General features: G+C 65.4%; 22 protein-coding genes. 16 read left to right on the top strand and 6 right to left on the bottom strand.

Annotated elements, in window-relative coordinates:
• The 3 genes from IC50_RS00540 to IC50_RS00530 all read left to right on the top strand — a co-directional run.
• Positions 1–2,564 (top strand): formate dehydrogenase subunit alpha (locus IC50_RS00540; RefSeq protein ID WP_035699261.1); only part of this gene is annotated, 2,564 nt, incomplete at its 5' end.
• A gap of 12 nt (positions 2,565–2,576) precedes the next feature.
• Positions 2,577–3,173 (top strand): formate dehydrogenase FDH3 subunit beta, encoded by a 597-nt coding sequence (fdh3B, locus tag IC50_RS00535; protein ID WP_027571966.1) that lies wholly within the window; start codon positions 2,577–2,579, stop codon positions 3,171–3,173.
• Between the two features lie 40 nt (positions 3,174–3,213).
• Entirely contained in the window at positions 3,214–4,215 is a 1,002-nt protein-coding gene (locus tag IC50_RS00530) for a formate dehydrogenase subunit gamma (RefSeq protein ID WP_035699260.1), read from the top strand.
• Between the two features lie 25 nt (positions 4,216–4,240).
• Here IC50_RS00530 and IC50_RS00525 read toward each other — a convergent pair whose 3' ends face one another.
• On the bottom strand, positions 4,241–4,441 hold the full coding sequence (locus IC50_RS00525) for a hypothetical protein (RefSeq protein WP_244429492.1): 201 nt from the start codon (positions 4,439–4,441) through the stop codon (positions 4,241–4,243).
• Positions 4,442–4,963: 522 nt separating this feature from the next.
• Here IC50_RS00525 and IC50_RS00520 point away from each other — a divergent pair.
• Both IC50_RS00520 and IC50_RS00515 read left to right on the top strand, forming a co-directional pair.
• Positions 4,964–6,043, top strand: coding sequence for a HoxN/HupN/NixA family nickel/cobalt transporter (locus IC50_RS00520; protein ID WP_035699245.1), 1,080 nt, complete (start codon positions 4,964–4,966; stop codon positions 6,041–6,043).
• Positions 6,024–8,336 (top strand): TonB-dependent receptor, encoded by a 2,313-nt coding sequence (locus tag IC50_RS00515; protein ID WP_035699244.1) that lies wholly within the window; start codon positions 6,024–6,026, stop codon positions 8,334–8,336. The genes IC50_RS00520 and IC50_RS00515 overlap by 20 nt, the downstream gene beginning before the upstream one ends.
• Before the next feature lie 79 nt (positions 8,337–8,415).
• On the opposite strand, the gene IC50_RS00510 is transcribed toward IC50_RS00515, so the two are convergent.
• Positions 8,416–9,834, bottom strand: coding sequence for a cytosine permease (locus IC50_RS00510; protein WP_035699242.1), 1,419 nt, complete (start codon positions 9,832–9,834; stop codon positions 8,416–8,418).
• Between the two features lie 265 nt (positions 9,835–10,099).
• Positions 10,100–10,594 carry a MarR family winged helix-turn-helix transcriptional regulator gene (locus IC50_RS00505; protein ID WP_244429491.1) on the bottom strand — a complete coding sequence of 165 codons (495 nt, stop codon included), beginning with the start codon at positions 10,592–10,594 and terminating at the stop codon, positions 10,100–10,102.
• Between the two features lie 183 nt (positions 10,595–10,777).
• Here IC50_RS00505 and IC50_RS00500 point away from each other — a divergent pair, with 183 nt between their 5' ends.
• The 10 genes from IC50_RS00500 (at position 10,778) to IC50_RS00455 (ending at position 21,495) form a co-directional block, all read left to right on the top strand.
• Positions 10,778–12,055: an amidohydrolase/deacetylase family metallohydrolase gene (locus IC50_RS00500; protein ID WP_035699239.1), complete on the top strand. Its 1,278-nt coding sequence runs from the start codon at positions 10,778–10,780 to the stop codon at positions 12,053–12,055.
• A gap of 9 nt (positions 12,056–12,064) precedes the next feature.
• Positions 12,065–14,458, top strand: a complete 2,394-nt coding sequence (locus IC50_RS00495; protein ID WP_035699237.1) for a xanthine dehydrogenase family protein molybdopterin-binding subunit — start codon at positions 12,065–12,067, stop codon at positions 14,456–14,458.
• A complete protein-coding gene (locus tag IC50_RS00490; RefSeq protein WP_035699235.1) occupies positions 14,455–15,291 on the top strand; it encodes an FAD binding domain-containing protein in 837 nt (278 codons plus the stop codon). Before IC50_RS00495 ends, IC50_RS00490 begins: the two co-directional genes overlap by 4 nt.
• Positions 15,288–16,475: a xanthine dehydrogenase family Fe-S subunit gene (locus IC50_RS00485; protein WP_035699233.1), complete on the top strand. Its 1,188-nt coding sequence runs from the start codon at positions 15,288–15,290 to the stop codon at positions 16,473–16,475. The genes IC50_RS00490 and IC50_RS00485 overlap by 4 nt, the downstream gene beginning before the upstream one ends.
• 75 nt (positions 16,476–16,550) lie before the next feature.
• Positions 16,551–17,705: an ABC transporter substrate-binding protein gene (locus IC50_RS00480; protein ID WP_035699232.1), complete on the top strand. Its 1,155-nt coding sequence runs from the start codon at positions 16,551–16,553 to the stop codon at positions 17,703–17,705.
• A 70-nt stretch (positions 17,706–17,775) separates the two neighbouring features.
• Positions 17,776–18,648, top strand: a complete 873-nt coding sequence (locus IC50_RS00475; RefSeq protein ID WP_035699230.1) for a branched-chain amino acid ABC transporter permease — start codon at positions 17,776–17,778, stop codon at positions 18,646–18,648.
• A complete protein-coding gene (locus IC50_RS00470) occupies positions 18,645–19,691 on the top strand; it encodes a branched-chain amino acid ABC transporter permease (RefSeq protein WP_035699229.1) in 1,047 nt (348 codons plus the stop codon). The genes IC50_RS00475 and IC50_RS00470 overlap by 4 nt, the downstream gene beginning before the upstream one ends.
• Entirely contained in the window at positions 19,691–20,473 is a 783-nt protein-coding gene (locus IC50_RS00465) for an ABC transporter ATP-binding protein (RefSeq protein ID WP_035699227.1), read from the top strand. The genes IC50_RS00470 and IC50_RS00465 overlap by 1 nt, the downstream gene beginning before the upstream one ends.
• Positions 20,466–21,170 carry an ABC transporter ATP-binding protein gene (locus IC50_RS00460; protein ID WP_035699258.1) on the top strand — a complete coding sequence of 235 codons (705 nt, stop codon included), beginning with the start codon at positions 20,466–20,468 and terminating at the stop codon, positions 21,168–21,170. Before IC50_RS00465 ends, IC50_RS00460 begins: the two co-directional genes overlap by 8 nt.
• Positions 21,163–21,495, top strand: a complete 333-nt coding sequence (locus IC50_RS00455) for a Rieske (2Fe-2S) protein (RefSeq protein WP_440588127.1) — start codon at positions 21,163–21,165, stop codon at positions 21,493–21,495. The genes IC50_RS00460 and IC50_RS00455 overlap by 8 nt, the downstream gene beginning before the upstream one ends.
• A gap of 120 nt (positions 21,496–21,615) precedes the next feature.
• Here the strand turns inward: IC50_RS00455 and IC50_RS00450 are convergent, their stop codons facing one another.
• The 3 genes from IC50_RS00450 to IC50_RS00440 all read right to left on the bottom strand — a co-directional run bounded on the left by IC50_RS00450 (position 21,616) and on the right by IC50_RS00440 (position 23,587).
• Complete coding sequence (locus tag IC50_RS00450) at positions 21,616–22,488, bottom strand: alpha/beta hydrolase (RefSeq protein WP_035699225.1); 873 nt, start codon at positions 22,486–22,488, stop codon at positions 21,616–21,618.
• A gap of 200 nt (positions 22,489–22,688) precedes the next feature.
• Positions 22,689–23,075: a hypothetical protein gene (locus IC50_RS00445; protein WP_035699224.1), complete on the bottom strand. Its 387-nt coding sequence runs from the start codon at positions 23,073–23,075 to the stop codon at positions 22,689–22,691.
• A 266-nt stretch (positions 23,076–23,341) separates the two neighbouring features.
• The gene (locus IC50_RS00440; protein WP_035699222.1) at positions 23,342–23,587 is read right to left on the bottom strand and encodes a hypothetical protein; all 246 of its coding nucleotides are present in this window, start codon (positions 23,585–23,587) and stop codon (positions 23,342–23,344) included.
• Between the two features lie 485 nt (positions 23,588–24,072).
• Between IC50_RS00440 and IC50_RS00435 the strand changes: the two genes are divergently transcribed.
• Positions 24,073–24,750, top strand: a complete 678-nt coding sequence (locus tag IC50_RS00435; protein WP_035699220.1) for a response regulator transcription factor — start codon at positions 24,073–24,075, stop codon at positions 24,748–24,750.
• Positions 24,751–24,763 lie beyond the last annotated feature (13 nt).

Here is a 24,763-nt window from a genome sequence, read left to right as displayed (position 1 = left end):
TGCGCTATCCGATGAAGCTCGTGGGCGGTCAGTGGACACGCGTGTCCTGGGACACCGCGATCAATGAGATCGGAGACAAGCTTCAAGCCGTACGCGAGAAGTCGGGCCCCGATTCCGTCTATTGGCTCGGGTCGGCCAAGATGACCAACGAAGGCGCCTACTTGTTCCGCAAGCTCGGTGCGTTCTGGGGGACCAACAACACCGATCACCAGGCTCGCATCTGCCATTCGACTACCGTCACCGGCGTCGCCAATACCTGGGGCTACGGCGCGATGACCAACAGCTACAATGATATTCGCAATGCAAAGACACAGGTCATCTTGGGCGGCAATCCGGCCGAAGCACATCCCGTCTCGCTGCAACATCTGCTCGAGGGCAAGGAGCTGCAAAAGGCCAACTTTATCGTCATCGATCCGCGCCTGACGCGTACGGCGGCCCACGCGACCGAATATGTGCGGATGCGCCCGGGCACCGACATTCCGGTGCTCTACGGCATGATGTGGCACATTCTCCAGAACGGCTGGGAGGACAAGGAATTCATCCGGCAGCGCGTTTACGGTTTCGACGACATCAAGAAAGAGGTCGAGAAGTGGCCTCCGGAAGAAGTCGAGCGCGTCACCGGCATTCCCGGCGAGCAGCTCAAGCGCGTCGCCAAGATGTTCGCCACCGAGAAGCCGGCAACGCTCATCTGGGCCATGGGACAGACCCAGAAGACCGTCGGCACCGCCAACGTGCGGGCCAGCTGCATCGCGCTGCTGATGACCGGCAATGTCGGCGGAGCTGGCATGGGCGCCAACATCTTCCGCGGCCACGACAACGTGCAGGGTGCGACCGATGTCGGACTCGATATCGTCACGCTGCCGTTCTACTACGGCCTCGCGGAGGGTGCCTGGAAGCATTGGTCGCGGGTCTGGGAGGTCGACTACGAGTTCCTGCAGTCGCGATTCGACTCCAAGAAGATCATGGAAACGCCCGGCATTCCGCTGACCCGCTGGTTCGAGGCGGTGACGCTGCCGAAGGATCAGGTCGCGCAGAGGGACAATGTGAAGGCGGTGTTCGTACAGGGGCACGCCTCCAACAGCATTACCCGCATTCCTGAAGCCCAGAAAGGCCTGAAGGCGCTCGAGCTGCTGGTCATCGCCGACCCGCATCCGACGACCTGGGCCTCGCTCGCCGTCGAGGCGGGACGCAACGATGGTGTCTACATTCTCCCCGTCGCGACTCAATTTGAGTGCAAGGGCTCGCGCGTTGCCTCCAATCGCTCGCTGCAATGGGGCGAGCAGATCGTGAAGCCGATCTTCGAATCGAAGGACGATCTCGAGATCATCTACCTGATGGCGAAGAAGCTCGGCTTCGCCGACCAGATGTTCAAGAAGATCAAGGTCGAGAACAATCTGCCTGAAGCCGAAGACGTGCTGCGCGAGATGAACCGCGGCAGCTGGTCGACCGGGTATTGCGGACAATCGCCCGAGCGCCTCAAGGCGCACATGAAAAACCAGGCCAAGTTCGACATGCTGACGATGCGGGCGCCCAAGGGCGATCCCGAAGTTGGCGGCGACTATTACGGTCTGCCCTGGCCGTGCTGGGGGTCGCCGGAGGTCAAGCATCCCGGCACGCCGCTGCTCTACAACACCAATCTGCACGTAATGGACGGCGGCGGCACGTTCCGGCCGCGGTTCGGCATCGAGCGCGAGGAGAAGCTGCCGGACGGCACGACGCGCAAGGTCAGCCTGCTGGCCGACAAATCCTATTCCAAGGATTCCGAGATCCAGGACGGCTATCCCGAGTTCACGCTGGCGAGCCTGAAGAAGCTTGGCTGGGACACGGATCTCACCGAAGCGGAGATGGCCACGATCATGAAGGTCAATCCGACCAATCCGGATGCGGTGTCGTGGTCGCTCGATCTCTCGGGTGGCATCCAGCGGGTCGCCCTCAAACACGGCTGCGTTCCCTACGGTAACGGTAAGGCACGCATGAACGCCTTCGGCCTGCCTGATCCGATTCCGGTCCATCGCGAGCCGATCTACACGCCGCGCGTCGACCTCGTCGCCAAATATCCGACGCTGCCCGATGCCAGGCAGTTCCGGATGCCCAATATCGGCTTCTCGGTGCAGAAGGCCGCCGTGGAGAAGGGAATTGCAAAACAGTTCCCGCTCATCCTGTCGTCCGGCCGTCTGGTCGAATATGAGGGCGGCGGCGAGGAGACGCGTACTAACCCGTGGCTCGCCGAATTGCAGCAGGACATGTTCATCGAGATCAACCCTGCCGACGCCGCCGAGCGCGGCGTCAAGGACGGCGGCTGGGTCTGGGTCACGGGAGCCGAGAACAATTCCCGGGCAAGGATGAAGGCGCTTGTCACGGAGCGCGTCGGCAAAGGGGTTGCCTGGATGCCCTTCCACTTCGGCGGTTGGCTCGCAGGCAAGGACCTTCGCGGCAACTACCCGAAGGGTACCGATCCGATCGTGCTCGGGGAAAGCGCCAACACGATCACTACGTACGGATACGACCCCGCGACGGGCATGCAGGAGCCCAAGGTCACTCTCTGTCAAATCGCGGCGGCTTAGGGAGTAACGACGATGGCACGTATGAAATTTCTCTGCGACGCCGACCGTTGCATCGAGTGCAATGCCTGCGTGACGGCCTGCAAGAACGAGCACGAGGTACCCTGGGGCATCAACCGGCGCCGCGTCGTCACCATCAACGACGGCAAGCCGGGCGAGCGCTCGATCTCGATGGCCTGCATGCATTGCACCGACGCGCCCTGTGCGGCGGTGTGCCCGGTGAACTGCTTCTACACCACCGCGGATGCAGTGGTGCTGCACTCCAAGGACCTCTGCATCGGTTGCGGCTATTGCTTCTACGCCTGTCCGTTCGGCGCGCCGCAATATCCGAAGGTCGGGAACTTCGGTTCGCGCGGCAAGATGGACAAATGCACCTATTGCGCCGGTGGCCCGGAGGCCGACGGCAGCAAGGAGGAATACGAGAAATACGGCGCGAACCGGCTGGCCGAAGGCAAGCTGCCGCTGTGTGCCGAAATGTGCTCGACCAAGTCGTTGCTTGCGGGCGACGGCGAGATCATTGCGCAGATCTACAAGGAGCGCGTCATGAAGCGCGGCTATGGCTCGGGCGCATGGGGCTGGAAGACCGCATATCGCGAGACAATCGAGTCCTGACGTGGGCAGCCGAAGGGCGCGCAATACCGGGGAGGACGTGATGGCATCGTTTGGAAGGTTCATTCGTCTGGCGTTCGGCGCCTGGGCGCTGCTTCTTTTGGTGACGGCGGTGCCCGCGAGCGCTCAACAGGTCAATCCGACCGCAAGCGCGGTCAAGGAGCAGCAGCTTCTGCAGGAACTCAATCGGATCCAGGGGCGCGTCAGCATTCCCGATCAGCGCTCCGGCGTTCTCGAGCAGCCGCAGGGACGGGAGTGGCGGGAGTTCCGCAATGTGACGCTGCGATGGATCGGCGGCATCGCCATCCTCGGCATGATCGCAGCCATCGTGATCTTCTATCTTACTGTCGGAATGGTGCGTCTCGAAGCCGGACGGTCGGGCCGGACCATCGTGCGCTTCAACGGATTCGAGCGGTTCGTTCACTGGATGACGGCAAGCTGCTTCATCGTCCTGGCCATTTCCGGGCTGAACATCACGTTCGGCCGGCCATTGCTGTTGCCGCTGATCGGCTTCGAGGCTTTCTCGGAATGGTCGCAATGGGCCAAGTTCGCTCACAACTATCTGAGCTTCCCGTTCACCATCGGCGTCGTCCTGATCTTCCTGATGTGGATCGGCGGCAATATCCCGAGCAAGGTGGATATCGAATGGGCGAAGCGCGGCGGCGGTCTGATCGGCCATGACCATCCGCCGGCCTACCGCTTCAACGGCGGCCAGAAGATGATCTACTGGATCGTCGTGATCGGCGGCGGGCTCGTCGCAGCGTCCGGCTATGCGCTGATGTTCCCGTTCTACGGCACGGGCATCGAGGGCATGCAGATGGCGCAGATCGTCCACTCGATCGTGGCGGTCCTGTTCGTCGCGGCGATGATCGGGCACATCTATATCGGCACCATCGGGATGGAAGGTGCGTTCGAGGCCATGGGCTCGGGCGAAGTCGACGTCAACTGGGCCCGTGAGCACCATAGCCTCTGGCTCGACGAGCAGAAGGCGCGAACCGGACCGAACGACGGACAACCGCAACCCGCAACCGCGGCGGCCGAATAGGGCGAGCTCGACGCGGGCGCTCCGACTACCGAGCCGGCTCTTTCGCAAATAGGACGGAGCGATCCTGCAGCTCCTGCTCGGGAAGCTTGTTGGCTTGGCTTGTCTGCATGTCTTGAATGGATGCCATGCCGTGCTGACCGAACTGGAACACGGCATGCGACCTGAAGGCGTTGCTGGCTGCACCGAGAAGCATGGCTGCAATGAACGAGAGCATGAGGCGTTTCATGCGCATCTCCCTCTGCCATCTCCACCCGGCACGACCAATACATCCAGATCGTCCTGCTGGATGTGAGCCACTTCACGGCGATCGGTTCCACATCCGTTGAAACGGAGCCTGTTCTGGAAGGAGCCAGCACTTGCGGCGCTAGAGCATGATCCGGAAAAGTGCGCAGCGGTTTTCCGAAAAGATCATGCTTAAACAACAACCTAAAGCGCGATGACGATTCATCCCAATCGCATCGCGCTTTAACGTGCGCGTCATCCTCCGATTGAGAGGCGCCATGCGGCAGGCGCATCCATGATCCCCTGCCGACCGTCGCCTTGGTCGTCAAAGTGGATGGTAGCTTGTCAACGGAAGCGCCCCATTTCGCACTGGCGTCGTGATGGGCTGAGCGCAGAATTCATCCATCAGAGCAACCATTTGGCTTCCGTTCCTGGCGGCTTTTCAGCCGTCAGGCCGAGAGTGGTCCAGCTCTTGCTCTTGCTAGTATGAGGGATTTTGATAAACGTCATACTGCGGGACGGGCGGATGGAGCGAGTGGCGAGGCGGATTTTGCGGGATTTAGAGCCCGGAACGGTGGTGCTGTTCGGCGGGCTCGTCGCCGCCAACACCGGCGCCTGGGCCTGGGCCTTGGCGCTGTTCGGCGACCGGCCGACGGTGATGGCGACCGCGCTGCTGGCCTGGGTGTTCGGTCTGCGTCACGCCGTCGATGCTGACCACATCGCCGCCATCGACAACGTCGTGCGCAAGCTGATGCATGCGGGTGAGACGCCGCGTTGCGTCGGCCTCTATTTCGCGATCGGGCATTCCACCGTGGTCGTGATCGCGACCATGCTGTTGGCGCTGGGCATCGTGACCCTCGGCGGCGATAGCCTGCTCAAGGAGATCGGAGGCTTCATCGGCACCTCGGTGTCGGCACTGTTCCTGCTCGTGGTCGCGGCCATCAACCTCGTCATTTTCGCCGGCCTGTGGCGGACGTTTCGCGCGGCACGCGAGGAGGGCGTTCATGACGCTGCGCAGCTTGACGCGCTGCTCGCCAAACGCGGCGTCCTGGCGCGGCTGCTCGGGCCGATGTTCCGCCTGGTGACAAAGCCCTGGCATATGTACCCGCTCGGCTTCCTGTTTGGACTTGGCTTCGACACCGCGACCGAAATCGGCCTGCTCAGCATCTCCGCCAGTGAAGCCGCGCGCGGCGCCTCGCTCGCCGATGTCCTGGTCTTCCCCGCGCTGTTCGCCGCCGGCATGGCGCTGGTCGACACTGCCGATTCGGCGCTGATGGTCAGCGCATATCGGTGGGCCTTTGTCGATCCCCTGCGCAAGCTCTGGTACAACCTCACGATCACGGGGGCCTCCGTCGCAGTGGCGCTGTTCATCGGCGGCATCGAGGCGCTCGGCCTGATCAGCGATCGACTTGGCCTCTCCGGTGGCATGTGGACGCTCGTCGACGGTCTGAATGATTCGCTCGCCAATGTCGGCTTCATCGTGATCGCGCTGTTCGCGATCGCGTGGCTCGTCTCGGTCGTGCTTTACCGCCGCATCGTTGCGGACGGCCGCCGCCGTTCCGGGACGAAAGTTCTGGAATGCGCCGATGCGACCGAGGTGGCTTGAGCCCGGCCGTCGCGGCGGCGCGCTGACGGTACTCTCGGCCCTGGCGCTGCTCGCGGATGACGGCCGCGCCTTCGCGCAGAACAATGGCGCCTCACGCGAACTGCCGCCGGTTCAGGTCGTGGGCAGCGAGACGCCGGGGCGCAAGAGGCCGGTCGCATCGCGGCGCGCCGGCAGACCGCCCCCGGCCGGTCACCGCATCTTCCTGAATCCAGCACCGATGCAGGCATCGGATGCGCGCAGTGCCGGCTCGGGTGCCAAGGGCGAGGCCGGCATGGCCAGCGAGATCACCGTCTCCGGCGACGAGATCAACGCGCGCCCTGTCTCGCGGCCGGGCGAGGTGCTCGAAGCCGTGCCGGGCCTGATCGTGACGCAGCATTCCGGCGAGGGCAAAGCCAACCAGTATTTCCTGCGCGGCTATAATCTCGACCACGGCACGGATCTTGCGATCACGGTCGACGGCGTCCCCGTCAACATGCGCACCCACGCGCACGGCCAGGGCTATGCAGATCTCAACTGGCTGATCCCGGAAACCATCGCCGCAATGGACGTGCGCAAGGGACCTTATTTCGCCGACGAAGGCGATTTCGCCTCGGTCGGAAGCGTTCATATCAACCTGATCGACCGCACCAGGAGACTCGCGCAGGTGAGCGCCGGCAGCTTCGGCTACCGCCGCCTGCTCGGCATGGATTCGGCGACGGTCGGTGACGGTTCGCTGCTGGTCGCTGGCGAGATCGGCACCTACAACGGCCCGTGGGACAATCCGGACAATGTGCGAAAGCTCAACGGCTTCGTGCGCTACAGCCGGGGCACCGCGACCGACGGCGTGTCCGTCACCGGCATGGCCTACGTCAACAAATGGAATTCGACCGACCAGGTGCCGCAGCGCGCCATCACCGGCGGCCTGCTCGACCGGTACGGTTCGGAAGACCCGAGCGACGGTGGCAACGCCAACCGTTTCGCGCTCTCCGGCCGGATCGCGCAGACCGACGATGTGGGGTCGTGGAAGGCCAACGCCTATGTGGTGAAGAGCCAGCTCGACCTCTTCAACAACTTCACCTACTTCCTCGACGATCCCGTGCTCGGCGACCAGTTCCACCAGCATGACGACCGCCTGATGGCCGGCGCCAACGTCTCGCGCACGCTGAACGGCTCCCTTGCCGGCCTGCCGATGCAGACCACCTTCGGCCTGCAGTCGCGCTACGATGCGATCGACCTCGCGCTCACCGACACTTTTCAGCGCGGCTTCCTTGCGAATATCCGCAGCGACAAGGTCGGCGAGGGCAGCGTCGGGATCTATGCCGAAAACATGGTGCGCTGGACCGACTGGCTCAGGACGACGGTGGGCTGGCGTGGCGACTATTATGCCGCGGACGTCGCCTCCCTCTTCAATGCCGGCAATTCCGGTCGCGCAGATGCCGCGCTCGGCAGCCCCAAATTCAGGATGGTGCTTGGTCCGTTCAACCGGACCGAATTCTTCCTTGGTGCCGGCTACGGCATGCATTCGAACGACGCCCGCGGCGCGACCACGACGGAGGATCCCGCCGATCCCGCGACACGGCTGACGCCGTCGCCGCTCCTGGTGCGCACCAGAGGCGCAGAGATCGGTGTTCGAAGCAGGATCGTTCCCGGCCTCGACACCTCGCTCAGCCTCTTCATCCTGGATCAGGATTCCGAGATCCTGTTCTCCGGCGATGCCGGCGATACCTCGGCGTCCCGCGCCAGCCGCCGCTACGGCTTCGAGTGGACCAACCACTACCGGCCATGGTCGTGGGTCGACATCGACGCCGATCTCGCAATGACGCATGCGCGCTTTCGCGGCTATGACAGCGAGCAGGCGGAGGTCTATGCCTCGCTCGCCGGCTATCCCGAGGCGCAGACCGGCAATGCGCCCGGAAACTACATTCCGAACGCGCCGGCGATGGTGGCGTCAGCCGGCGTCACGCTGGGCGAGAAGGCCGGCTGGTTCGGAACCCTGCGCTGGCGCTATCTGGCCTCGAGCCCTCTGACGGAGGACAATGCGTTCCGCTCCTCCGCCATCAGCATCTTCAACGGCCGCCTCGGCTATCGTATCGACAATGGCTGGCGCCTTCAGCTCGACGTTCTCAACCTCTTCAACACGAAGGCGAACCAGATCACCTACGCCTATGGGTCGCTGCTCAAGACCGACACGCTCTACAACCTCTGCACGTCAGGCACCGCGCCAACGGCAGCCTGTCAGAACGGCGTGATGGACTACGTGCTGCACCCCGTGGAGCCGCTGACGTTCCGGGTCACTATGGCCGGAACGTTTTAAGGTTCGGTCTGGTGCCCGGCGACGCGATCGTGAGGCTTGGCCAGCAGGGCTGATCGCAGGACGAGGTCCGTCCCCGCCGCTACCTGCCTGCGCCGCTCGCGACGGCCGGCGAGTGCGAGGTCGCGAACCTGCCGAGCGCAAGATAGGCGAGGCTCGCGACTCCAATTCCGAACAGCCAGCTCAGATCGGCGCCGCCGAGGAGGTTGATCGAGATTGGCCCCTGCAGCGCGCCGACCAGGCCGTCCTCCACCAGCCAGCCGGCGACGAGACCCGCGAAGAACGCGATCATGCCGGCCCAATTGATGTCGCCATAGGCGCTGGTCTCCGGCGAGCGATAGAGCTCGGCGACGTCGATCCTGCCCTGGCGCTTGACGAAGAAGTCGGCGAGCACCACGCCGGCCCACGGGCTCATCCACAACAGCAGGCTGATCATCCAATGGTCGAACGCCTTCGCGAACGACGGCGCGAAGATGAAATAGAGGGTGACCAGATAGCCGGCGACGCCGACGATGACGGTGAGCCAGAATCGCGAGAACTTCAGCCCCGCACTCAGCGCCGCCAGCGTCGCCGAATAGACGTTGAGGATGTTGGTCGCGATCGGGCCGTGCAGCACCATCAGGAGGACGAGGATGCTGACGGGACCGCCGAACACCGCGCTCACCATCTTGGCAGGATCGGTGTCCAGCGTCGTCGAGGCAATGGTCGCGCCGAGAATGCCGAGCCAGACCGTCGGCACGAACATGCCGACATAGCTGTACCAGAACACGGATTTCGACGGCACGCTTCTCGGCACGAAGCGCGAATAATCGGAGGCCCAGGTGACCCAGGAAATCCCCCAGCCGACGCCGATTGCGGTCATCAGCATCGTCAGCATCGCCAGATGCGCGCCGGGCGGCAGCGAGGTGGTCAGGCTCCAGTTGACGACGCCGGGCCGCGTCCAGGCCAGCACGCTCATCAGCACCATGATGGCGATGGTCGGCGGCACCGTGTATTTCTCGAAGGTGCGGATCGCGTAGAAGCCGTAGACGCCGATCAGCACCTGCACCGCCATCACCAGCGTGATGACGACGATCTCGATCAGCCAGGTGTCGGGCACGCCGAACTGGCCGAGGATGCCCATCGAGACCTTGACCGGGAAGTAGGTGTTGACGCCGATCCAGCCCAGCGTCATCAGGAACATCAGGATGCTGGGCAGATAGGCGCCGCGGACGCCGAAGGCAGACCGGCTCAGCACCATCTGATTGACGCCTGTCTTGTGCCCCATCACCGTGAAGGTCGCGAAGATCGCGCAGCCGACGATGTTGCCGAGCACGATGACCGCGATCGTCTCCATCAGCCCGAGTTTCAGGATGATGCCGAGCGCGCCGAGCGCCCAGTTGACCGGCGCGATGTTGGCGCCGGCCCAGATCCACATCTGCTGCGGCCCGGTGGAGTCCCGGTCCGCGTCGGGAATTGGCTCGATGCTGTGAATATCAGCGCGAAGTTCGGAATCCGTCATGACATCCCCCAATACGAAGCACGCTTCGCATCATGGCAGCATAAATCGTGCCATTGAATTGCGAGGCTGCCGAGCAGGGGGAGTCGATGCCGGAGGTCGCGCGCGTCGCGCAGGATCCGACTGCGTTTTCAGGCGCAGCCCGATCCTGCGCGTGAGGGCGCTTCGGCACGTCTGGCGCGCCGGCGAGAGGCGGACGATGTTGCCCGGCCGGGCAGCGGTACGATGATAAATTGAGCAGCCCAACTCAAAAGCGCGGCAGTCACTCCTAATCGAATAGGGCAGCGGCGCTGTCGCGACTGGGGTTGCCGGCGACGATGCGCTGCATCATCTCGATGAAAAGCGTCTGTTCCCGCTGGCTCAAATCGCCGAGCGTCGCACGATGCGCCCGTCGCGCCGCGCCCTCGATCTTGACCAGCAGCGCGGCACCGGCCGGCGTCAGTCGGCACAGCCGGGCCCGGCGATCGTCCTTGTTGATGGCGCGCTCGACCAGATGTCGGGCGGCGAGCCGCTTCAAGGCGCCGGTCGTCGTGGTCCGATCCAGGGCGATATCGGCGGCCAAAGTGGTCTGATCGGCGGTTTCACGCGCTGCCAGCGCCGAGAGCAGGCTGTATTGCAGCGGCGTGACCTCGAATTCGCCGCAGGCTTCCTGAAACAGCGCGACATGAATCTGGTGCAGCCGCCGGATCAGGTAGCCGGGCCGTTCCGACAATGGCCAGGGGCGGTGCCTGCCCCCGCCGCGACGTGTCTTCGCCTGCCGCAATGCACACTCTCCCAAGCCTGAACCCTGCCGCGCTTAGCTCGATTCGAGTGCGCCCGCCACATCAGGATCATGGCACGAAGCTTGCTTTTGTCAAAATGGGAAGCATGCTTCGTAATGTCGAAATACGAAGCATGCTTCGTAATTCGGGCGAGGCCCTCGCCCGAGCGAGAAGAGGAGAGCACCATGTCCGTCACTGCCAGCTTCGACCTTCTGCTGCGAGGCGGTCGCGTGATTTGTCCGGCCTCCGGCGTCGATGGCATCAAGGATGTCGCCATCCGCAACGGCAGGATTGCAGCGGTCGCGTCCGACATTCTGCCGACCAGCTCCAGGGAGGTCGTCGACGTCAGCGACAAGCTGGTGCTGCCCGGGCTGATCGACACTCATGCGCATGTCTATCAATATGTCTCCGGCCGCTTCGGCATGAACCCCGACATGGTCGGCGTGCAGTCCGGCGTGACGACGCTGGTCGATCAGGGCGGTCCGTCCTGCATGACGCTGCCGGGCTTCCGCCATTTCATCGCGGAAGCCTCGGCCTCGCGCGTCTACGCGTTTATCTCAGCCTATCTCGTCGGCGGGCTCGAGGGGCATTTCTATCCGCAGCTCTACAGCCCCGACGGCGTCGACATCGACGCGACCGTCAAGGCGGCGACGGCCAATCCCGACATCGTGCGCGGCATCAAGGCCCACGCCGAGATCGGCGGTTTCGCGCGCTGGGGCATTCGCGTCATCGAGATGGCGGCCGAGATCGGCAAGCGCGCCGATCTGCCGGTCTACGTGCATTTCGGCCAGCTCTGGGGCCTGCCCGAGAGCGGCGCCAACGGCGAGGATGCCGACACGATCCTCACGCGCGTGATCCCGCTCTTGCGCGAGGGCGACATTCTCGCCCATCCCTTCACGCGCCATCCCGGCGGTTTCGTCAATCGTGAAGGGGAGGTCCACCCGGTGATCCAGGCCGCGCTCGATCGCGGCCTGAAGGTCGATGTCGGGCACGGCAGCCACTTCTCCTATCGGCTCGCGAAGAAGGCGATCGCCGCCGGCATCGTTCCGACCACCCTCGGCGCCGACATCCATGGCTACAACACTCATGTGCCCGCGCCGGCCGGGACGCCCGACCAGCACGAGGACGAGGAGAACCATCCCTTCGCAGGACAGGCCAAGTTCAGCCTGGTCCAAGCGATGAGCTCGATGATGGCGCTCGGCCTCACGCTGGAGCAGGTGGTGCCGATGGTCACCTCCAATCCCGCCAAGATGCTCGGCCGCAGCGAGGAAATCGGCGCGCTCAAGGTCGGCATGGATGCCGACGTCTCCGTGCTCTCGGAGCAGAACGGCCGCTTCGTCCTCAAGGACAACGAGAAGAACGAGGTGATCGCCGAGCGCCTGCTGCAGCCGGCTTTCTGCCTGCGCGCCGGCGCACGCTTCGACGCGGTCGCGCCGATCCTGCCACAGGCCGTTGCGGCGTAGGGACGGGCGGTGAGGGAGGACGCGGAGTTGCGCAACGAGCGAGAGTTTCGTTCTGGCAGGTCCGGGCAGGGCGTGGGCGCGCGGCTGCCGCGGAAGGAGGACGACCGCCTGATGCGCGGCCGCGGCCAGTATGTCGCCGATATCAGGCTCGCCGGCCTGCAGGATGTCGCCTTCGTGCGCAGCCCGCTGGCGCATGCGCGCATCCGCGGCATCCACGTGCCTGAACGCCATCGCGGCTGCGTGTTCACGGCGGCCGATCTTGACGGCATCAAGCCTATTCGCGCGATCTCGGCTCTTCCGGGCTTCAAGACTTCCGAGCAGCCGGTGCTGGCAACCGGCAAGGTGCGCCAGGTCGGCGAGCTCGTCGCGATGTGCCTCGCGCCGACGCGCGCCGAGGCGGAGGATATTGCGGCCTCGGTGACGCTCGATCTGGAGGAATTGCCCGCCGTCACCGACATGCTGAAGGCTCGCGCGCCCGGCTCGGCGCTGGTGCACGAGCATTGGGGCGACAACGTCTTCCTCGAAACCAACTACGAGGTCGATATCTCGGCCGCGCTGGATGCGCCGATCAAGGTGACGCGCGAAATCTCGACTGCGCGGCAGTGCATGTCGCCACTCGAAGGCCGCGGCGTGGTCGCGACCTTCGATCCGAGGCTGGACCAGCTGACGCTGCATTCCGCAGCGCAGATGCCGCATATCACGCGCAGCGGTCTTGCCGAATGTCTCGGCATGGAGGAGGGCCAGATACGCGTCATCTCGCCTGACGTCGGCGGCGGTTTCGGTCACAAGGGCATCCTGCTGCCCGAAGAGGTCTGCCTGTCCTGGCTGACGATGCGCTGCGGCCATCCCATGCGCTGGATCGAGGATCGCCGCGAGCATCTCGTTGCCAGCTCCAATTGCCGCGAACATCACTACAGGATCACGGTCTACGCCGACCGCGACGGCACGCTGCGCGGCATCGATTGCGAGGCGACCGTGGATTCCGGCGCCTACTCGTCCTATCCGTTCTCGGCCTGCCTCGAAGCCGCGCAGGTCGCCAGCATTCTGCCCGGGCCCTACAGGATGCCGGCCTATCGCTGCCGCACCTTCTCGGTCGCCACCAACAAATGTCCGATCCTGCCCTATCGCGGCGTGGCGCGCACCGGCGTCTGCTTCGCGCTGGAATTGATGCTCGATCTCGTGGCGGCGGAGGCCGGGCTCGAGCCCGGAGAGGTGCGGCTGCGCAATCTGGTGCGCCCCGAACAGATGCCGTTCGACAACATCACCAGGAAGCATTTCGACAGCGGTGACTATCCGGAAGCGCTGCGCCGCGCGCTGGCACAGATCGGTATCGATGCCATTCGCGGCCGCCAGCGCAAAGGTGAGGCCGACGACCGCCGCATCGGCGTCGGCGTCTCCATCTATTGCGAGCAGGCCGCGCACGGCACGTCAGTCTATTCCGGCTGGGGCATCCCGATGGTGCCGGGCCACGAGCAGGCTTCCGCACGATTGACGCCGGATGGCGGCCTCGAACTCCGCGTCGGTGTGCATTCGCACGGACAGGGCATGGAGACCACGCTGGCCCAGGTCGCGCATGAAATCCTCGGGGTGGATGTCGCGAAGATCCGTATCATCCTCGGCGACACCGCGATGACGCCCTATTCAACCGGAACCTGGGGCTCGCGCTCGATGGTGATGGCGGGCGGCGCGGTGGCGACCGCATGCCGCGAGCTCGGCGAGCGCGCCCGACGCATCGGCGCCAAGCTGTTGCAGCATGATCCGGCTTCGGTGGTGTTGCAGGATGGCGAGGTGCGCGGCGTCAATGGCAGCGTCAGCCTGAAGGCGATCGCCCACACCTGGTATCGCCGCCCGCAGGATCTGCCGGCCGACGTCGATCCGGGCGGGCTCGAGGTGACGCAAGGCTACAAGCCGGTGCGCGACAGCGGCACTTTCAGCTACGCCGCGCATGCGGCGGTGGTCGCGGTCGATCCGGATCTCGGCGAGGTCGAGATCCTCGACTACGTGATCGTCGAGGATGGCGGCGTGCTGGTCAATCCGCTCGTCGTCGACGGCCAGATCTATGGCGGCCTCGCGCAAGGCATCGGCACCGCGCTCTACGAGGAAATGCCGTTCGATGCCTCCGGTCAGCCGCTGGCGACGACGCTCGCCGATTATCTGCTGCCCGGACCGACCGAAGTTCCCGCGGCTCGCCTCGATCACATGGAGACGCCGTCGCCCTATACGCAGTTCGGCGTGAAGGGTATCGGCGAGGGCGGGGCGATCGCGCCGCCGGCCGCGATCGCCAACGCCGTCAACGACGCGCTGCGCCCGCTCGGCGTCGAGCTGATGCAATCGCCGATCACGCCGCATCGGGTCGTCGCTGCCGTCTTGGCCGCGCGCGTGGCCGAAAGGAGTGCGGCATGAAGCCCGCTTCCTTCGCTTATGAACGCCCATGCGATCTCACGGCAGCACTCTCGATGCTGGCTGCCGGCAGCGGCTCGGCGAAAATCATCGCCGGCGGCCAGTCGCTCGGGCCGATGCTCAATCTGCGGCTGGTGCAGCCGGAGCTGATCGTGGACATTTCTGCTCTTGCCGAGCTCAAGCGCGCCGAGATTTTCGGCGGCGAGCTCGTGCTCGGGGCCCTGGTCACCCATGCCGATATCGAAGACGGGCGCGCGGCCGACGTGACCCGCGGGGCCATGCGCGGCGTGGCCGCCAACATCGCCTATCGCGCCGTGCGCAACCGCGGAACGATCGGCGGCTCGCTCAGCCATGCCGATCCCGCCGCGGATTGGATTTCGGCGCTCGCCGCTCTGGGCGCACGGGTGACGCTGCGCAGTCTTGCCGGGGCGCGCACGATGCCCGTCGAGGCGTTCGTGGTGGGCGCTCTGGAATCCGCGCTGCACACGGGCGAGATCGTCGAGGCGGTCCATGTGCCGGCGCGATCGGTCTCGGCGCATTGGGGCTATGCCAAGAGCTGCCGCAAGACCGGCGAGTTCGCCCATGCCATCGGCGCGGTCCTGATCGATCCCGCCGCGGCTTCCGCGCGGATCGTGATTGGCGCGATCGACACTGCTCCCATCGTCATCACCGACGCCGCCGAGCTGTTCGGCGGCCGGATTGCCGCCGACTACAAGCAGCGTTTCGACGTCCGTGTCGCCGACGCTCTTCTGGCCAAGGCCGGCATCGACGATGCCGCGCAGCGCCACATCCATGTCGGCGTGTTGAAGCGCGCCGTCCAGGAGGCCGCGGCATGAGCACGATCGCGCTCAACGTCAACCGCCGCGCGGTGGAGCTGTCGGCCGAGCCGCGCACCAGCCTTGCCGATTTCGTTCGCGACAAGCTCGATCTGACCGGCACCCATCTCGGCTGCGAGCACGGCGTCTGCGGCGCCTGCACCGTGCTGCTCGACGGCGTGCCGGCGCGCTCGTGCATCACCTATGCGGCGGCCTGCGAGGGGGCCGACGTCACCACGATCGAGGGCCTCGACGAGGACGAGGTTACGGTCGAGCTGCGCGCCGCCTTCACCCGCGAGCATGCCCTGCAATGCGGCTATTGCACGCCGGGAATGCTGGTCTCGGCGCGCGACCTCGTGCTGCGTCTGCCCGACGCCGACGAGCGGCGCATCCGCGTCGGCATGAGCGGCAATCTCTGCCGCTGCACCGGCTATGTCGGCATCGTGCGCGCGGTGCAGTCCGTGATCGAGGCGAGGCGCGCGCGCAACATTGGGCCGCTGGCCGATGGCGGCCGGACCGGTCTCGGCCCCGTCGGCTCGGGGCGAGCTGCATCTAGCCGAAGCGAGCCGCGGTCTGCGCAGCAGGCGTTGGCTCCGGCATCAGAGAGTGCCACGCCGGGCAGCATCCACGACTTCACCCCGGCGACCGTTCTCGACCAGCGCTTCACGCTGCCGCATCCGCCGGCAAAGGTGTTCGCGATGTTCGACGATATCGCGGGCATTGCATCCTGCCTTCCCGGCGTTGCGCTGACGGGGGTACCGAGCCCTGAGCGCGTCGAAGGCGCCATCCGCGTCAGGCTCGGGCCGGTCGCCGCGGCCTTCGAGGGCGCCGCGCGCGTCGAGCGCGATCCCGTGACGCTCTCCGGCCGCATCGTCGGCATCGGCACCGATCGCCGCAGCCATTCTGCGACGCAAGGCGAGATTCGCTATCGCCTGCTTCCGCTCGAAGGCGGTGCGGCGACCGCGGTCGAGCTGTCGATCGGCTACACGCTCACGGGAATGCTGGCCCAGATCGGCCGGCCCGGCCTGGTGCGCGATCTCGCCCGGCGCCTGATCGCGGAGTTCGCGGTAAATCTCGATCGCCAGATGTCCGGCGCGTCATCGGAGCAGATCGCCCCGGCGGAGCTGAGCTTCTGGTCGATTGCGTCGGACGTCTTGCGCGCGCGGATCGCCCGCATCTTTGGCCGCCGGAGCGGGGCGGGGTGACGGTGTGCCCGCACACCGGAAGTGACGAAGCCTGGACAGACTAGACATCAACAGCGTGGGAATTGGAGAGACAACATGACACGAGCACTCGGACTGGTTCCGGCCGTCGCGCTTGCGGCGGCCTTGGTCGGCGGCGCCGCGCAGGCGCAGACCATCAAGATCGGCGTCAACGAGCCGCTCACCGGCGCGTTCGCGGCATCGGGCACGTACGTCGTCAACGGCGCGAAGATTGCCGCCGACGAGATCAACGCCAAGGGCGGTATCCTGGGCAAGAAGATCGAGCTGGTGATCGAGGACAACAAGAGCAACCCGACCGAAGCTGCCGCCGTCGCCGAGAAGCTCATCACCAGCGACAAGGTGCCGGTGCTGATGGGGGCCTGGGGCTCGAGCCTGACGCTCGCGGTGATGCCGAAGCTGATGGAATACGAGACGCCGATGGTGGTCGAGACCTCGTCCTCGGGCAAGATCACGACGACGGGCAATCCCTTCATCTTCCGCATCTCGCCGCCCTCGGCAATCGAGGCGGCCGCGTTCAAGGGGATCGTCGACAAGCTCGCGCTCAAGAAGGTCGACTTCCTCGTCATCAACAACGACTGGGGCCGCGGCACTGCCGAGGACTTCAGCAAGATGATGAAGGAGAAGGGGATCAGCATCGGCCTGGTCGAGACCATGGACCAGGGCGCGCAGGACATGAGCGCCCAGCTCTCCAAGATCAAGAGCTCGGATTCCGAGACGGTCATCGTCACGACCGCGGTCGACCAACTGACGCTGATCTTCAAGCAGGCCGCCGCGCTGGGCCTGAAGAAGCGCATCATCACCACCGGCGGCTCGCAGAACCCGGACCAGATCATCGCCCAGGCGGGGGCCGCCGCCAACGGCACCATGCATCTCACCACCTTCCTGCCCTGGTTCCCGGACAAGACGCCGAATCCGGAAGCGACCAACTACTTCATCACGGAATGGAAGAAGCGCGGCTTCGAGTTCGCCGGCTGCACCGAGAGCTTCCGCGGCTATGACGGCATCCGCACCGCGGCGGCCGCGATCGAGAAGGCCGGCAAGGCCGAGCCTGCCGCGATCAAGGCCGCGCTGTGGAACATCAACATCAAGGGACTCAACGGCGACATCGTGTTCCGCAAGTCCGGTCCTGAAGGCAAGGAGAGCGGGCAGAGCCAGCCGAACGTCTATCTCATCGAGATCAACGACGGCAAGGTCGCGATGAAGACGCTCTAGCGTCGGTCTGTCACAGGCGAGAGCGGCACATCGCCGCTCTCGCCTCACTACGAGTCATACAGGAACGGTCTTGAGCGAATTCCTCCAGCATCTGATCAACATGCTCGTGCTCGGCGGCACCTATGCGCTGCTGGGCATCGGGCTCACGTTGATCTTCGGCATCATGAACGTCGTCAACTTCACGCATGGTGTGCTCTACACGTTCGGTGCCTACATCATGTTCATCGTGGTGCAGCAGCTCGGGCTGAACTTCTTTCTGGCCCTGCCCGTGGCCGTGCTGGCCGGATGGCTGCTCGGGGCGGCGATCGAGCTGACCTTGCTGCGACCACTGCGTGGCTCCGACATCGACACCACGATGCTGGTCATGATCGGCGCCTGGATCGCGATGCAGTCGGGTGCGCTGTGGATCTGGGGCGGGGTCGCCAAATCGGTGACGACGCCGTTTCCGGAGGCGCCGCTGGTGCTCGGGCCGGTATCGGTGTCCTGGCTGCGGCTGTTCGTTCTCGCCGCCGCGGCGCTGCTGATCCTGGTGACGTACCTCCTGATCAACAAGACCAGCCTCGGCCGCGCGATGCGCGCGACGTTCCAGGACCACGACACCGCCTCGCTCATGGGCGTCAATGTCGACATGATCTACACCTCGACATTCGCGATCGGCTCCAGCCTGGCCGCCGCGGCGGGCGCGCTGCTCGGGCCGGTCTACGTGATCTTCCCGCAAATGGGCGATCTCGCCGCGGTGAAGGCCTTTGCCATCGTCATCCTCGGCGGCCTCGGCAACATCACGGGTGCCGTGATCGGCGGCTTCATCCTGGCGCTCGCCGAGGAGCTCGGCGCCGGTTACGTCTCGTCCGGCTACCGCGACGCCATGGGCTTCCTCATCATCATCGCGGTGCTGATCTTCCGGCCGACCGGCCTGTTCGCGCGCGCGGAGCGCGTCGGATGAGGACCGCCATCACCATTTTCGCCGTCGCGACGCTGGCCTCGGTGCCGCTCTGGCTGCGCGATCCCTATCTTCTGAATGCGCTGATCACGACCGGGATCTTCGTCATCGGCGCGATGAGTCTGAATCTGCTGCTCGGCTTCACCGGCCAGCTCAGCCTCGGTCACATCGCCTTCTTCGGCATCGGCGCCTATGTCAGCGCGCTGACATCGCTCGGTTTCGACGTCGGCCTGCCCGGAGACATCCGTCTGGTCCACGCGCCCTGGCCGCCGATCGCGGGCTTCGCGCTTGCGATCCTGATCGCCGGATTGTGCGGCTATTTCGTCGGGCTGCTCTCGTTCCGCGTCCGTGGCGCCTATTTCGTCATCGTGACGATCTCCTTTGCCGAGGTGGTCCGGCTGGTCGCGCTGAACTGGGTCGAGCTGACGCAGGGCCCGCTGGCGCTGACCAACATTCCCTCCATCGCGCTGGCCTTGCCTGGCTTCGGTGAATTGACCCTTCGCACCAAGATGCAGAACTACTACCTCGTGCTGGTGGTGGCGCTCGTCGCCTATCTCCTGATCGCGCGCCTCGTTCATTCGCATTTCGGCCGCGCGATGCGCGGGCTGATGGAGAACGAGACGCTGGCGGTCTCCGTCGGCATCGACGTGACCAGGACGCTGACGATCGCGGCGGTGATATCGGCGGCGATCGCGGGGGCGGCCGGCAGCCTCTATGCGCACTACATCCGGATCATCGATCCCGAGGTCTTCGCCTTCATCAACACCGTCACCATGGTGATCATGGTGATCAGCGGCGGCAAGGGCTCGCTGGCCGGCCCGGTCGTCGGCGGCCTGATCTTCGGGCTGCTGCCGGTCGCGCTGCGGCCGGTCATGGCGCCGGAAGCGCAGTGGATCGCCTATGGCGGCGTGCTGATCGCGATCCTGTTCGTGCTGCCGCGCGGCATCGTGCCGTCGCTCGCGCAGCGGTTCGGCCGGCGACGGAGCGGGGTGACGACGCTGGCGCCCGTCGCCCTGGCCGAGACCGCTGCCAAGGAGCCGGCGTGATGACGGCGCGCAGCGTTGCCATGAGCGTCGAGCAGGTCGCCGTCCGCTTCGGCGGCCTGGTCGCAATCTCCGACATGAGTTTCACGGTCGGCGAGGGCGAGATCGTCAGCCTGATCGGGCCGAACGGCGCCGGCAAGACCACCGCCTTCAACGTCATGACCGACTTCCTGACGCCGAGCGCGGGTCGCGTCACCTATCAGGGCACTGCGCTCGCCGGTTTGAAGCCGCATCAGGTCGCCGATCTCGGTCTGATCCGCACCTTCCAGCGCACCAGCGTGTTTCCCAACGACACCGTCTACGACAATCTCCTGATCGGCCTGCATCGTCAGGGCCGGGTCCGGCTGCTCGATGCCATCCTCGGGCTGCCCGGCGCGCGTGCCTCGGAGCGAAGACTGCGGCAGCGGGCGAGCGAACTGCTGGAATGGGTCGGTCTCGAACGCCGCGCGCACGATGCAGCGGGCTCACTGTCCTACGGCGAGCAGCGTCTCGTCGGTGTCGCGCTGGCACTTGCGGCAGAGCCATCGATGCTGCTGCTCGACGAGCCGGTCTCCGGCATGAACGCCTCGGAAACGCACCGCTTCGTAGAGTTGATCCGCAGCATCCGCGATCGCGGCATCACCATCCTGCTGGTCGAGCACGACATGCCGATGGTGATGACGGTCTCGGATCGCATCGTGGTGCTCAACTATGGCCGCATCATCGCGGAAGGGACACCGGACGTGATCCGCAACGATCCCGCGGTGATCGAAGCCTATCTCGGACATGGAGCTGCACGTGCTTGAGATCCGCGACATGGTGTGCGGCTATGGCGGCGTCACTGCGCTGCGCGGCATCTCACTCGACGTGAAGGCCGGCCAGCTGGTCGCGCTGATCGGTGCCAACGGCGCCGGCAAGAGCACGACGTTGCGCGCGATCTCCGGCCTCGTGCCGCCACGCTCGGGCCAGATGCGGTTCGAGGGCATCGACATCACCGGCGCCAGGGCCCCGCGCGTGCTGGCGAGCGGAATCGCGCATTGTCCGGAAGGGCGGCGGGTGTTTCCGCACATGAGCGTCGAGGAAAATCTCGACATGGGGGCTTACCTCCGTCGCGGTTCAGGCGAGATCGCAGCCGACCGGGACCGCATCTACGCGGAATTTCCGCGGCTTGCCGAGCGACGCCGGCAGGCGGCGGGGACGTTGTCCGGCGGCGAGCAGCAGATGCTCGCGATCGGGCGCGCGCTGATGTCGCGACCGCGGCTGATCATGTTCGACGAACCATCGCTCGGGCTTGCCCCCAACATCGTCGAGCGCACCTTTGCAATCATCCGCGGCATCCGCGATGCCGGCACCACGGTGCTGCTGGTCGAGCAGAACGCCTTCGCCGCGCTGGAGATGTGCGATCATGCCTATCTGCTCGAGAATGGCCGCATCGTGCTGTCGGGCGCCGGCACCGAGCTGATCGCGAACGAGCATGTGCGCAAGGCCTATCTCGGTGGGTGACGATGCCGGGTGGATTGCCGTCTGCGATCTCGACCGGCTGAAGGCGGAGACAATCGTCCGCGTCCCCGGGCGCGACCTGCTCGTGATCTGGAACGAGGGCAACGTCGTCGCCTGCGAACGTGCGTGCCCGCACGAACAGGCGGATCTGGCCTTGGGGCAGGTGACAGCGGGGCGACTCCATTGTCCCCGCCATGCGGCATCATTCGACTTGCGCGATGGAGCAATCACCGCGGGATGGCCGAGCCCGCCGCTGCGGCTTTATCCGGTGCGCATCATCGGCGAGCAAATCTGGATTGAGATGCAGGAGCGGCAGCCGGGGCGATGATGACATCATGCCCCTGTTTTGCCCGACGAGTCAAAGCGGTCGTCGGCGTCGATCCGTCTTCAAAAATGTGTCTTTGAAAACAACGGCGTCTCTACTGTGCATGGGGTTGTTTTCGCAGTTCTAGTCCAGCAACCGCCGAGCGGCCTCCACCAGGATGCCGTTCGGCCGACGCAGGGCCTCGAGAATGGTGAAATGGTCGGCGCCTTCGACCGAAATGAGCTTGCCGGGCGCTCCGGCCGCGGCGCGCTTGTCGTGGAAATCGATTGAATCGTTCACGAGGGCCGGCAGCTCGCTGCTGCCATAGGCGATGTCGAGCCGCTTTGGCGTCACGGGCAGGCGCAGCGGCGACAGCGTGGCGATTTCCGCATCCGTCAGCTTCAGCGCGTTGTTGAGCCCGGTATCGCGGATCGGCGCGAGATCATAAACGCCCGATATCGCCAGGCCCGCGTGGACATGCGGATGATCGAGCGCCATCGCCACGAGATGGGCACCGGCGGACCAGCCCGCCAGCACGGCCGGCCCGGCAACGCCGCGGGACGGACCATGCGCGGCGAGCCAGTCGAGTGCACGCGGGATTTCGCCGACGATATCGGTCAGCGACACTTCGGGCGCCAGCGAATAGCCGGGTATCGCAACGGACCAGCCATGCGCGGCGACGCCTTCGACCAGCATGGCGAACAGTTCGCGCGAATTGCGCTGCCAATAGCCGCCATGCAGGAAGATCAGGCACGGCGCATCAAGTTTCGCGGCCGGATAGAGGTCGATCTTGTTGTTGGCCCGCTTGCCATAGGGCAGGTCGAGGTTGGAGTTCAACGTGCCCCGCAACCGGCTGGAGGCCTCGTTGCGCTCGGCGATCAGGGCCGCGCTGTTCTTGACGGCCGCGTTGTTGTCATAGGCGGCATCGCGCTCTGCCTGGGACAGCTCGGACCATCTCCCGCGGGGGTCGAGCGACCGAACTGTCGAATGCGCGCTCTCAGCCAAGGGACTCTCCATTGCGCCTGCGCCCCCCGGGTGGCGCGCTTGTCCAGCTTGGATCGGCGATTCCGTGCGTGGATGCAATAGGGCCTGCCTCACTCGATGCATCCGGCGTGCCAGCATCCTCCCGAGATGACGCACAGGCGCCATCCGCTGGTGTTGGATCGATCCGGACTGCGCGCTGGCGTGGTCCGGACCGATCGGCGCCTTTCACAGGATTAGCTGCAGCTCAGCGGCAACGGCCGGCCGGGATGCAGCTCGTACCAGTCATAGCAATCCGGATAGCCGTAGAAGCCATATCCGGACCGGAAGCGGTCATAGCGGTGAAATGCGTGCTGCCGCAGGCCGCCGGTTGCGACATGATCGCCGAAGCCGAGGTGCTCGCCGCCGAATCGGGCTCCGCTGCGGAATCCGCCGGCATGTCCCATGCCGCCGAAATGCGCGCCGCCACCAAACCCCATATGGCCGCCGCCAAAGCCCATATGTCCGCCACCGAAGCCACCGCCGCCGTGGCCACCGCCACCGCCGCCATGTGCCTCGGCCGTTCCGACAGCCAGCGCGGAGGCGAGCGCCGCGGTCGCTATGATCATCAATGCTCGTTTCATGAGGGACTCCTTTCGTGTCCAGATGCCCGGCGGCCGATGCCGTCGCTTCAGCCTCGTGCCGTCAGCAAGCCCCGTCGTGAAGGGAGATAGGAGGGTCTAGCGGCAATCCCACTGAAATCGATTTCAGGAGCGGGGCGCTGCGCATCGGCGAGAGTGATCCGGCGCGACGACCGGGCGAGGGCGGGCCCGGCGTCGGGCCCATCCCCATCGTTGAACGGCGGCGGCCGAGCGAGACGCCCGCCCGGCCGGCCGCTGCGTTGTCGGCATCAGAAGCTGCCGGGGCCCGGCTCACAGGGAACGTTGTTGCCGGTCCATGGCGCCGTCGCAAACGCGCCGACACGTGGCGCCGGAACGCAGGCGTGGCCGATCTGATAGACCGACCCGTCCGATGCCATCGGATCGGCTTGCATGGCGGATGATCGCGCGACGGCATGGCTTTCCCGCGCCATGGCGGGTCCCCCGAGCATGGCGACTGCGATCAGTCCGGTCGACAAGAGCTTGAGAGTGGTCATTTGGCTTCTCCTTTGATGACAGCCGGCATTCCAAGCCGGCCTGCGAAGGAGGTGCGGACGAGCGCGCGTCAACAAAACGCACGAATTGCTCACCTGCGTTCAATGGCCCGTGATTCCGACCTTGCCGGCAAGCACGATCGTGCAAACGCGCAACGATTGCGCTTCCGCCGCGTAACAGCGGCCTCCCCGAGGACTTATGTGTGGAAGCGTCCTGCAGCATGGAGATGAGAAATGATCGCTGCGACAGCACATTCGATCGCCATCGCGCCGACGCCAGCGGTGGCTGCGCGCCCCTGTTCTCTGACATGCTATTTAATGGCGTGCCATTCCGCGCAGGGTTACTTGTCCTGCGAGCCAGCGGTGCGTCGCATGCCGGTCCTGCCTCGCGTGTTCGGCCCGGGCGGGCGTTGAACATGCCGACACGGATCACCGAGCCCATGCTTCGCCGCCGGCCTCGAGGCCTCGCAGGACGTGGGACCAGCACAATGACGCGGATTCTCCTGATCGAGGATGATGCCGAGACCGCCGATGCGATCGTGGCCGAACTCACCGAGCGCGGATTCGAGGTGCGATGGGCGCCCGACGGCATCGGCGGTCTCGATCGGGCGCGCGAATCGTCTCCCGATGCCCTGATCGTCGATCGCATGCTGCCCGGAATGGACGGGCTGACCGTCATCGAGGCCTTGCGCAAGGATCAGGTCAGGACGCCCGTCCTGGTGCTGAGTGCGCTCGGCGCGGTCGATGACAGGGTGCGCGGATTGCGCGTCGGCGGAGACGACTATCTCACCAAGCCGTTCGCGCTGATCGAGCTCGTCGCCCGGGTGGAGGCGTTGCTGCGCCGTCCGATCGACAGCCGAGAGACCACGTTGCGCGCCGGGCCGCTGGAGCTTGACCTGATCGAGCGGACCGTGCGGCGAGGCGAGCGCGAGATCGATCTGCTGCCGCGCGAATTCCGCCTGCTCGAATACATGATGCGCCGAAGCGATCAGCTGCTGACCCGCGCGATGCTGCTCGAGGAGGTCTGGAACTACAAATTCGTGCCGGCAACCACCAATCTCATCGACGTGCACATGGGCCGCCTTCGTCACAAGGTCGACGGCTCCGGCGAGACGCAGCTCATCCACAACGTTCGCGGCTCCGGCTTCGTGCTGCGCACTCGCTGACAAGTCCGGCGGA

The sequence above is a fragment of the Bradyrhizobium genomosp. I (2014) genome (assembly GCF_000261685.1).
Lineage (GTDB): Bacteria > Pseudomonadota > Alphaproteobacteria > Rhizobiales > Xanthobacteraceae > Bradyrhizobium.
This window is presented reverse-complemented; position numbering and strand designations above follow the sequence as displayed.

What these genes read in the sequence shown, in the direction of transcription:
- fdh3B (WP_027571966.1), top strand. Translation starts at nt 2,577, where the DNA reads ATGGCACGTATGAAATTTCTCTGCGACGCCGACCGTTGCATCGAGTGC.
- IC50_RS00530 (WP_035699260.1), top strand. Translation starts at nt 3,214, where the DNA reads ATGGCATCGTTTGGAAGGTTCATTCGTCTGGCGTTCGGCGCCTGGGCG.
- IC50_RS00525 (WP_244429492.1), bottom strand. Translation starts at nt 4,441, where the DNA reads ATGAAACGCCTCATGCTCTCGTTCATTGCAGCCATGCTTCTCGGTGCA.
- IC50_RS00520 (WP_035699245.1), top strand. Translation starts at nt 4,964, where the DNA reads ATGGAGCGAGTGGCGAGGCGGATTTTGCGGGATTTAGAGCCCGGAACG.
- IC50_RS00515 (WP_035699244.1), top strand. Translation starts at nt 6,024, where the DNA reads ATGCGACCGAGGTGGCTTGAGCCCGGCCGTCGCGGCGGCGCGCTGACG.
- IC50_RS00510 (WP_035699242.1), bottom strand. Translation starts at nt 9,834, where the DNA reads ATGACGGATTCCGAACTTCGCGCTGATATTCACAGCATCGAGCCAATT.
- IC50_RS00500 (WP_035699239.1), top strand. Translation starts at nt 10,778, where the DNA reads ATGTCCGTCACTGCCAGCTTCGACCTTCTGCTGCGAGGCGGTCGCGTG.
- IC50_RS00490 (WP_035699235.1), top strand. Translation starts at nt 14,455, where the DNA reads ATGAAGCCCGCTTCCTTCGCTTATGAACGCCCATGCGATCTCACGGCA.
- IC50_RS00485 (WP_035699233.1), top strand. Translation starts at nt 15,288, where the DNA reads ATGAGCACGATCGCGCTCAACGTCAACCGCCGCGCGGTGGAGCTGTCG.
- IC50_RS00480 (WP_035699232.1), top strand. Translation starts at nt 16,551, where the DNA reads ATGACACGAGCACTCGGACTGGTTCCGGCCGTCGCGCTTGCGGCGGCC.
- IC50_RS00470 (WP_035699229.1), top strand. Translation starts at nt 18,645, where the DNA reads ATGAGGACCGCCATCACCATTTTCGCCGTCGCGACGCTGGCCTCGGTG.
- IC50_RS00465 (WP_035699227.1), top strand. Translation starts at nt 19,691, where the DNA reads ATGACGGCGCGCAGCGTTGCCATGAGCGTCGAGCAGGTCGCCGTCCGC.
- IC50_RS00450 (WP_035699225.1), bottom strand. Translation starts at nt 22,488, where the DNA reads ATGGAGAGTCCCTTGGCTGAGAGCGCGCATTCGACAGTTCGGTCGCTC.
- IC50_RS00445 (WP_035699224.1), bottom strand. Translation starts at nt 23,075, where the DNA reads ATGAAACGAGCATTGATGATCATAGCGACCGCGGCGCTCGCCTCCGCG.
- IC50_RS00440 (WP_035699222.1), bottom strand. Translation starts at nt 23,587, where the DNA reads ATGACCACTCTCAAGCTCTTGTCGACCGGACTGATCGCAGTCGCCATG.
- IC50_RS00435 (WP_035699220.1), top strand. Translation starts at nt 24,073, where the DNA reads ATGACGCGGATTCTCCTGATCGAGGATGATGCCGAGACCGCCGATGCG.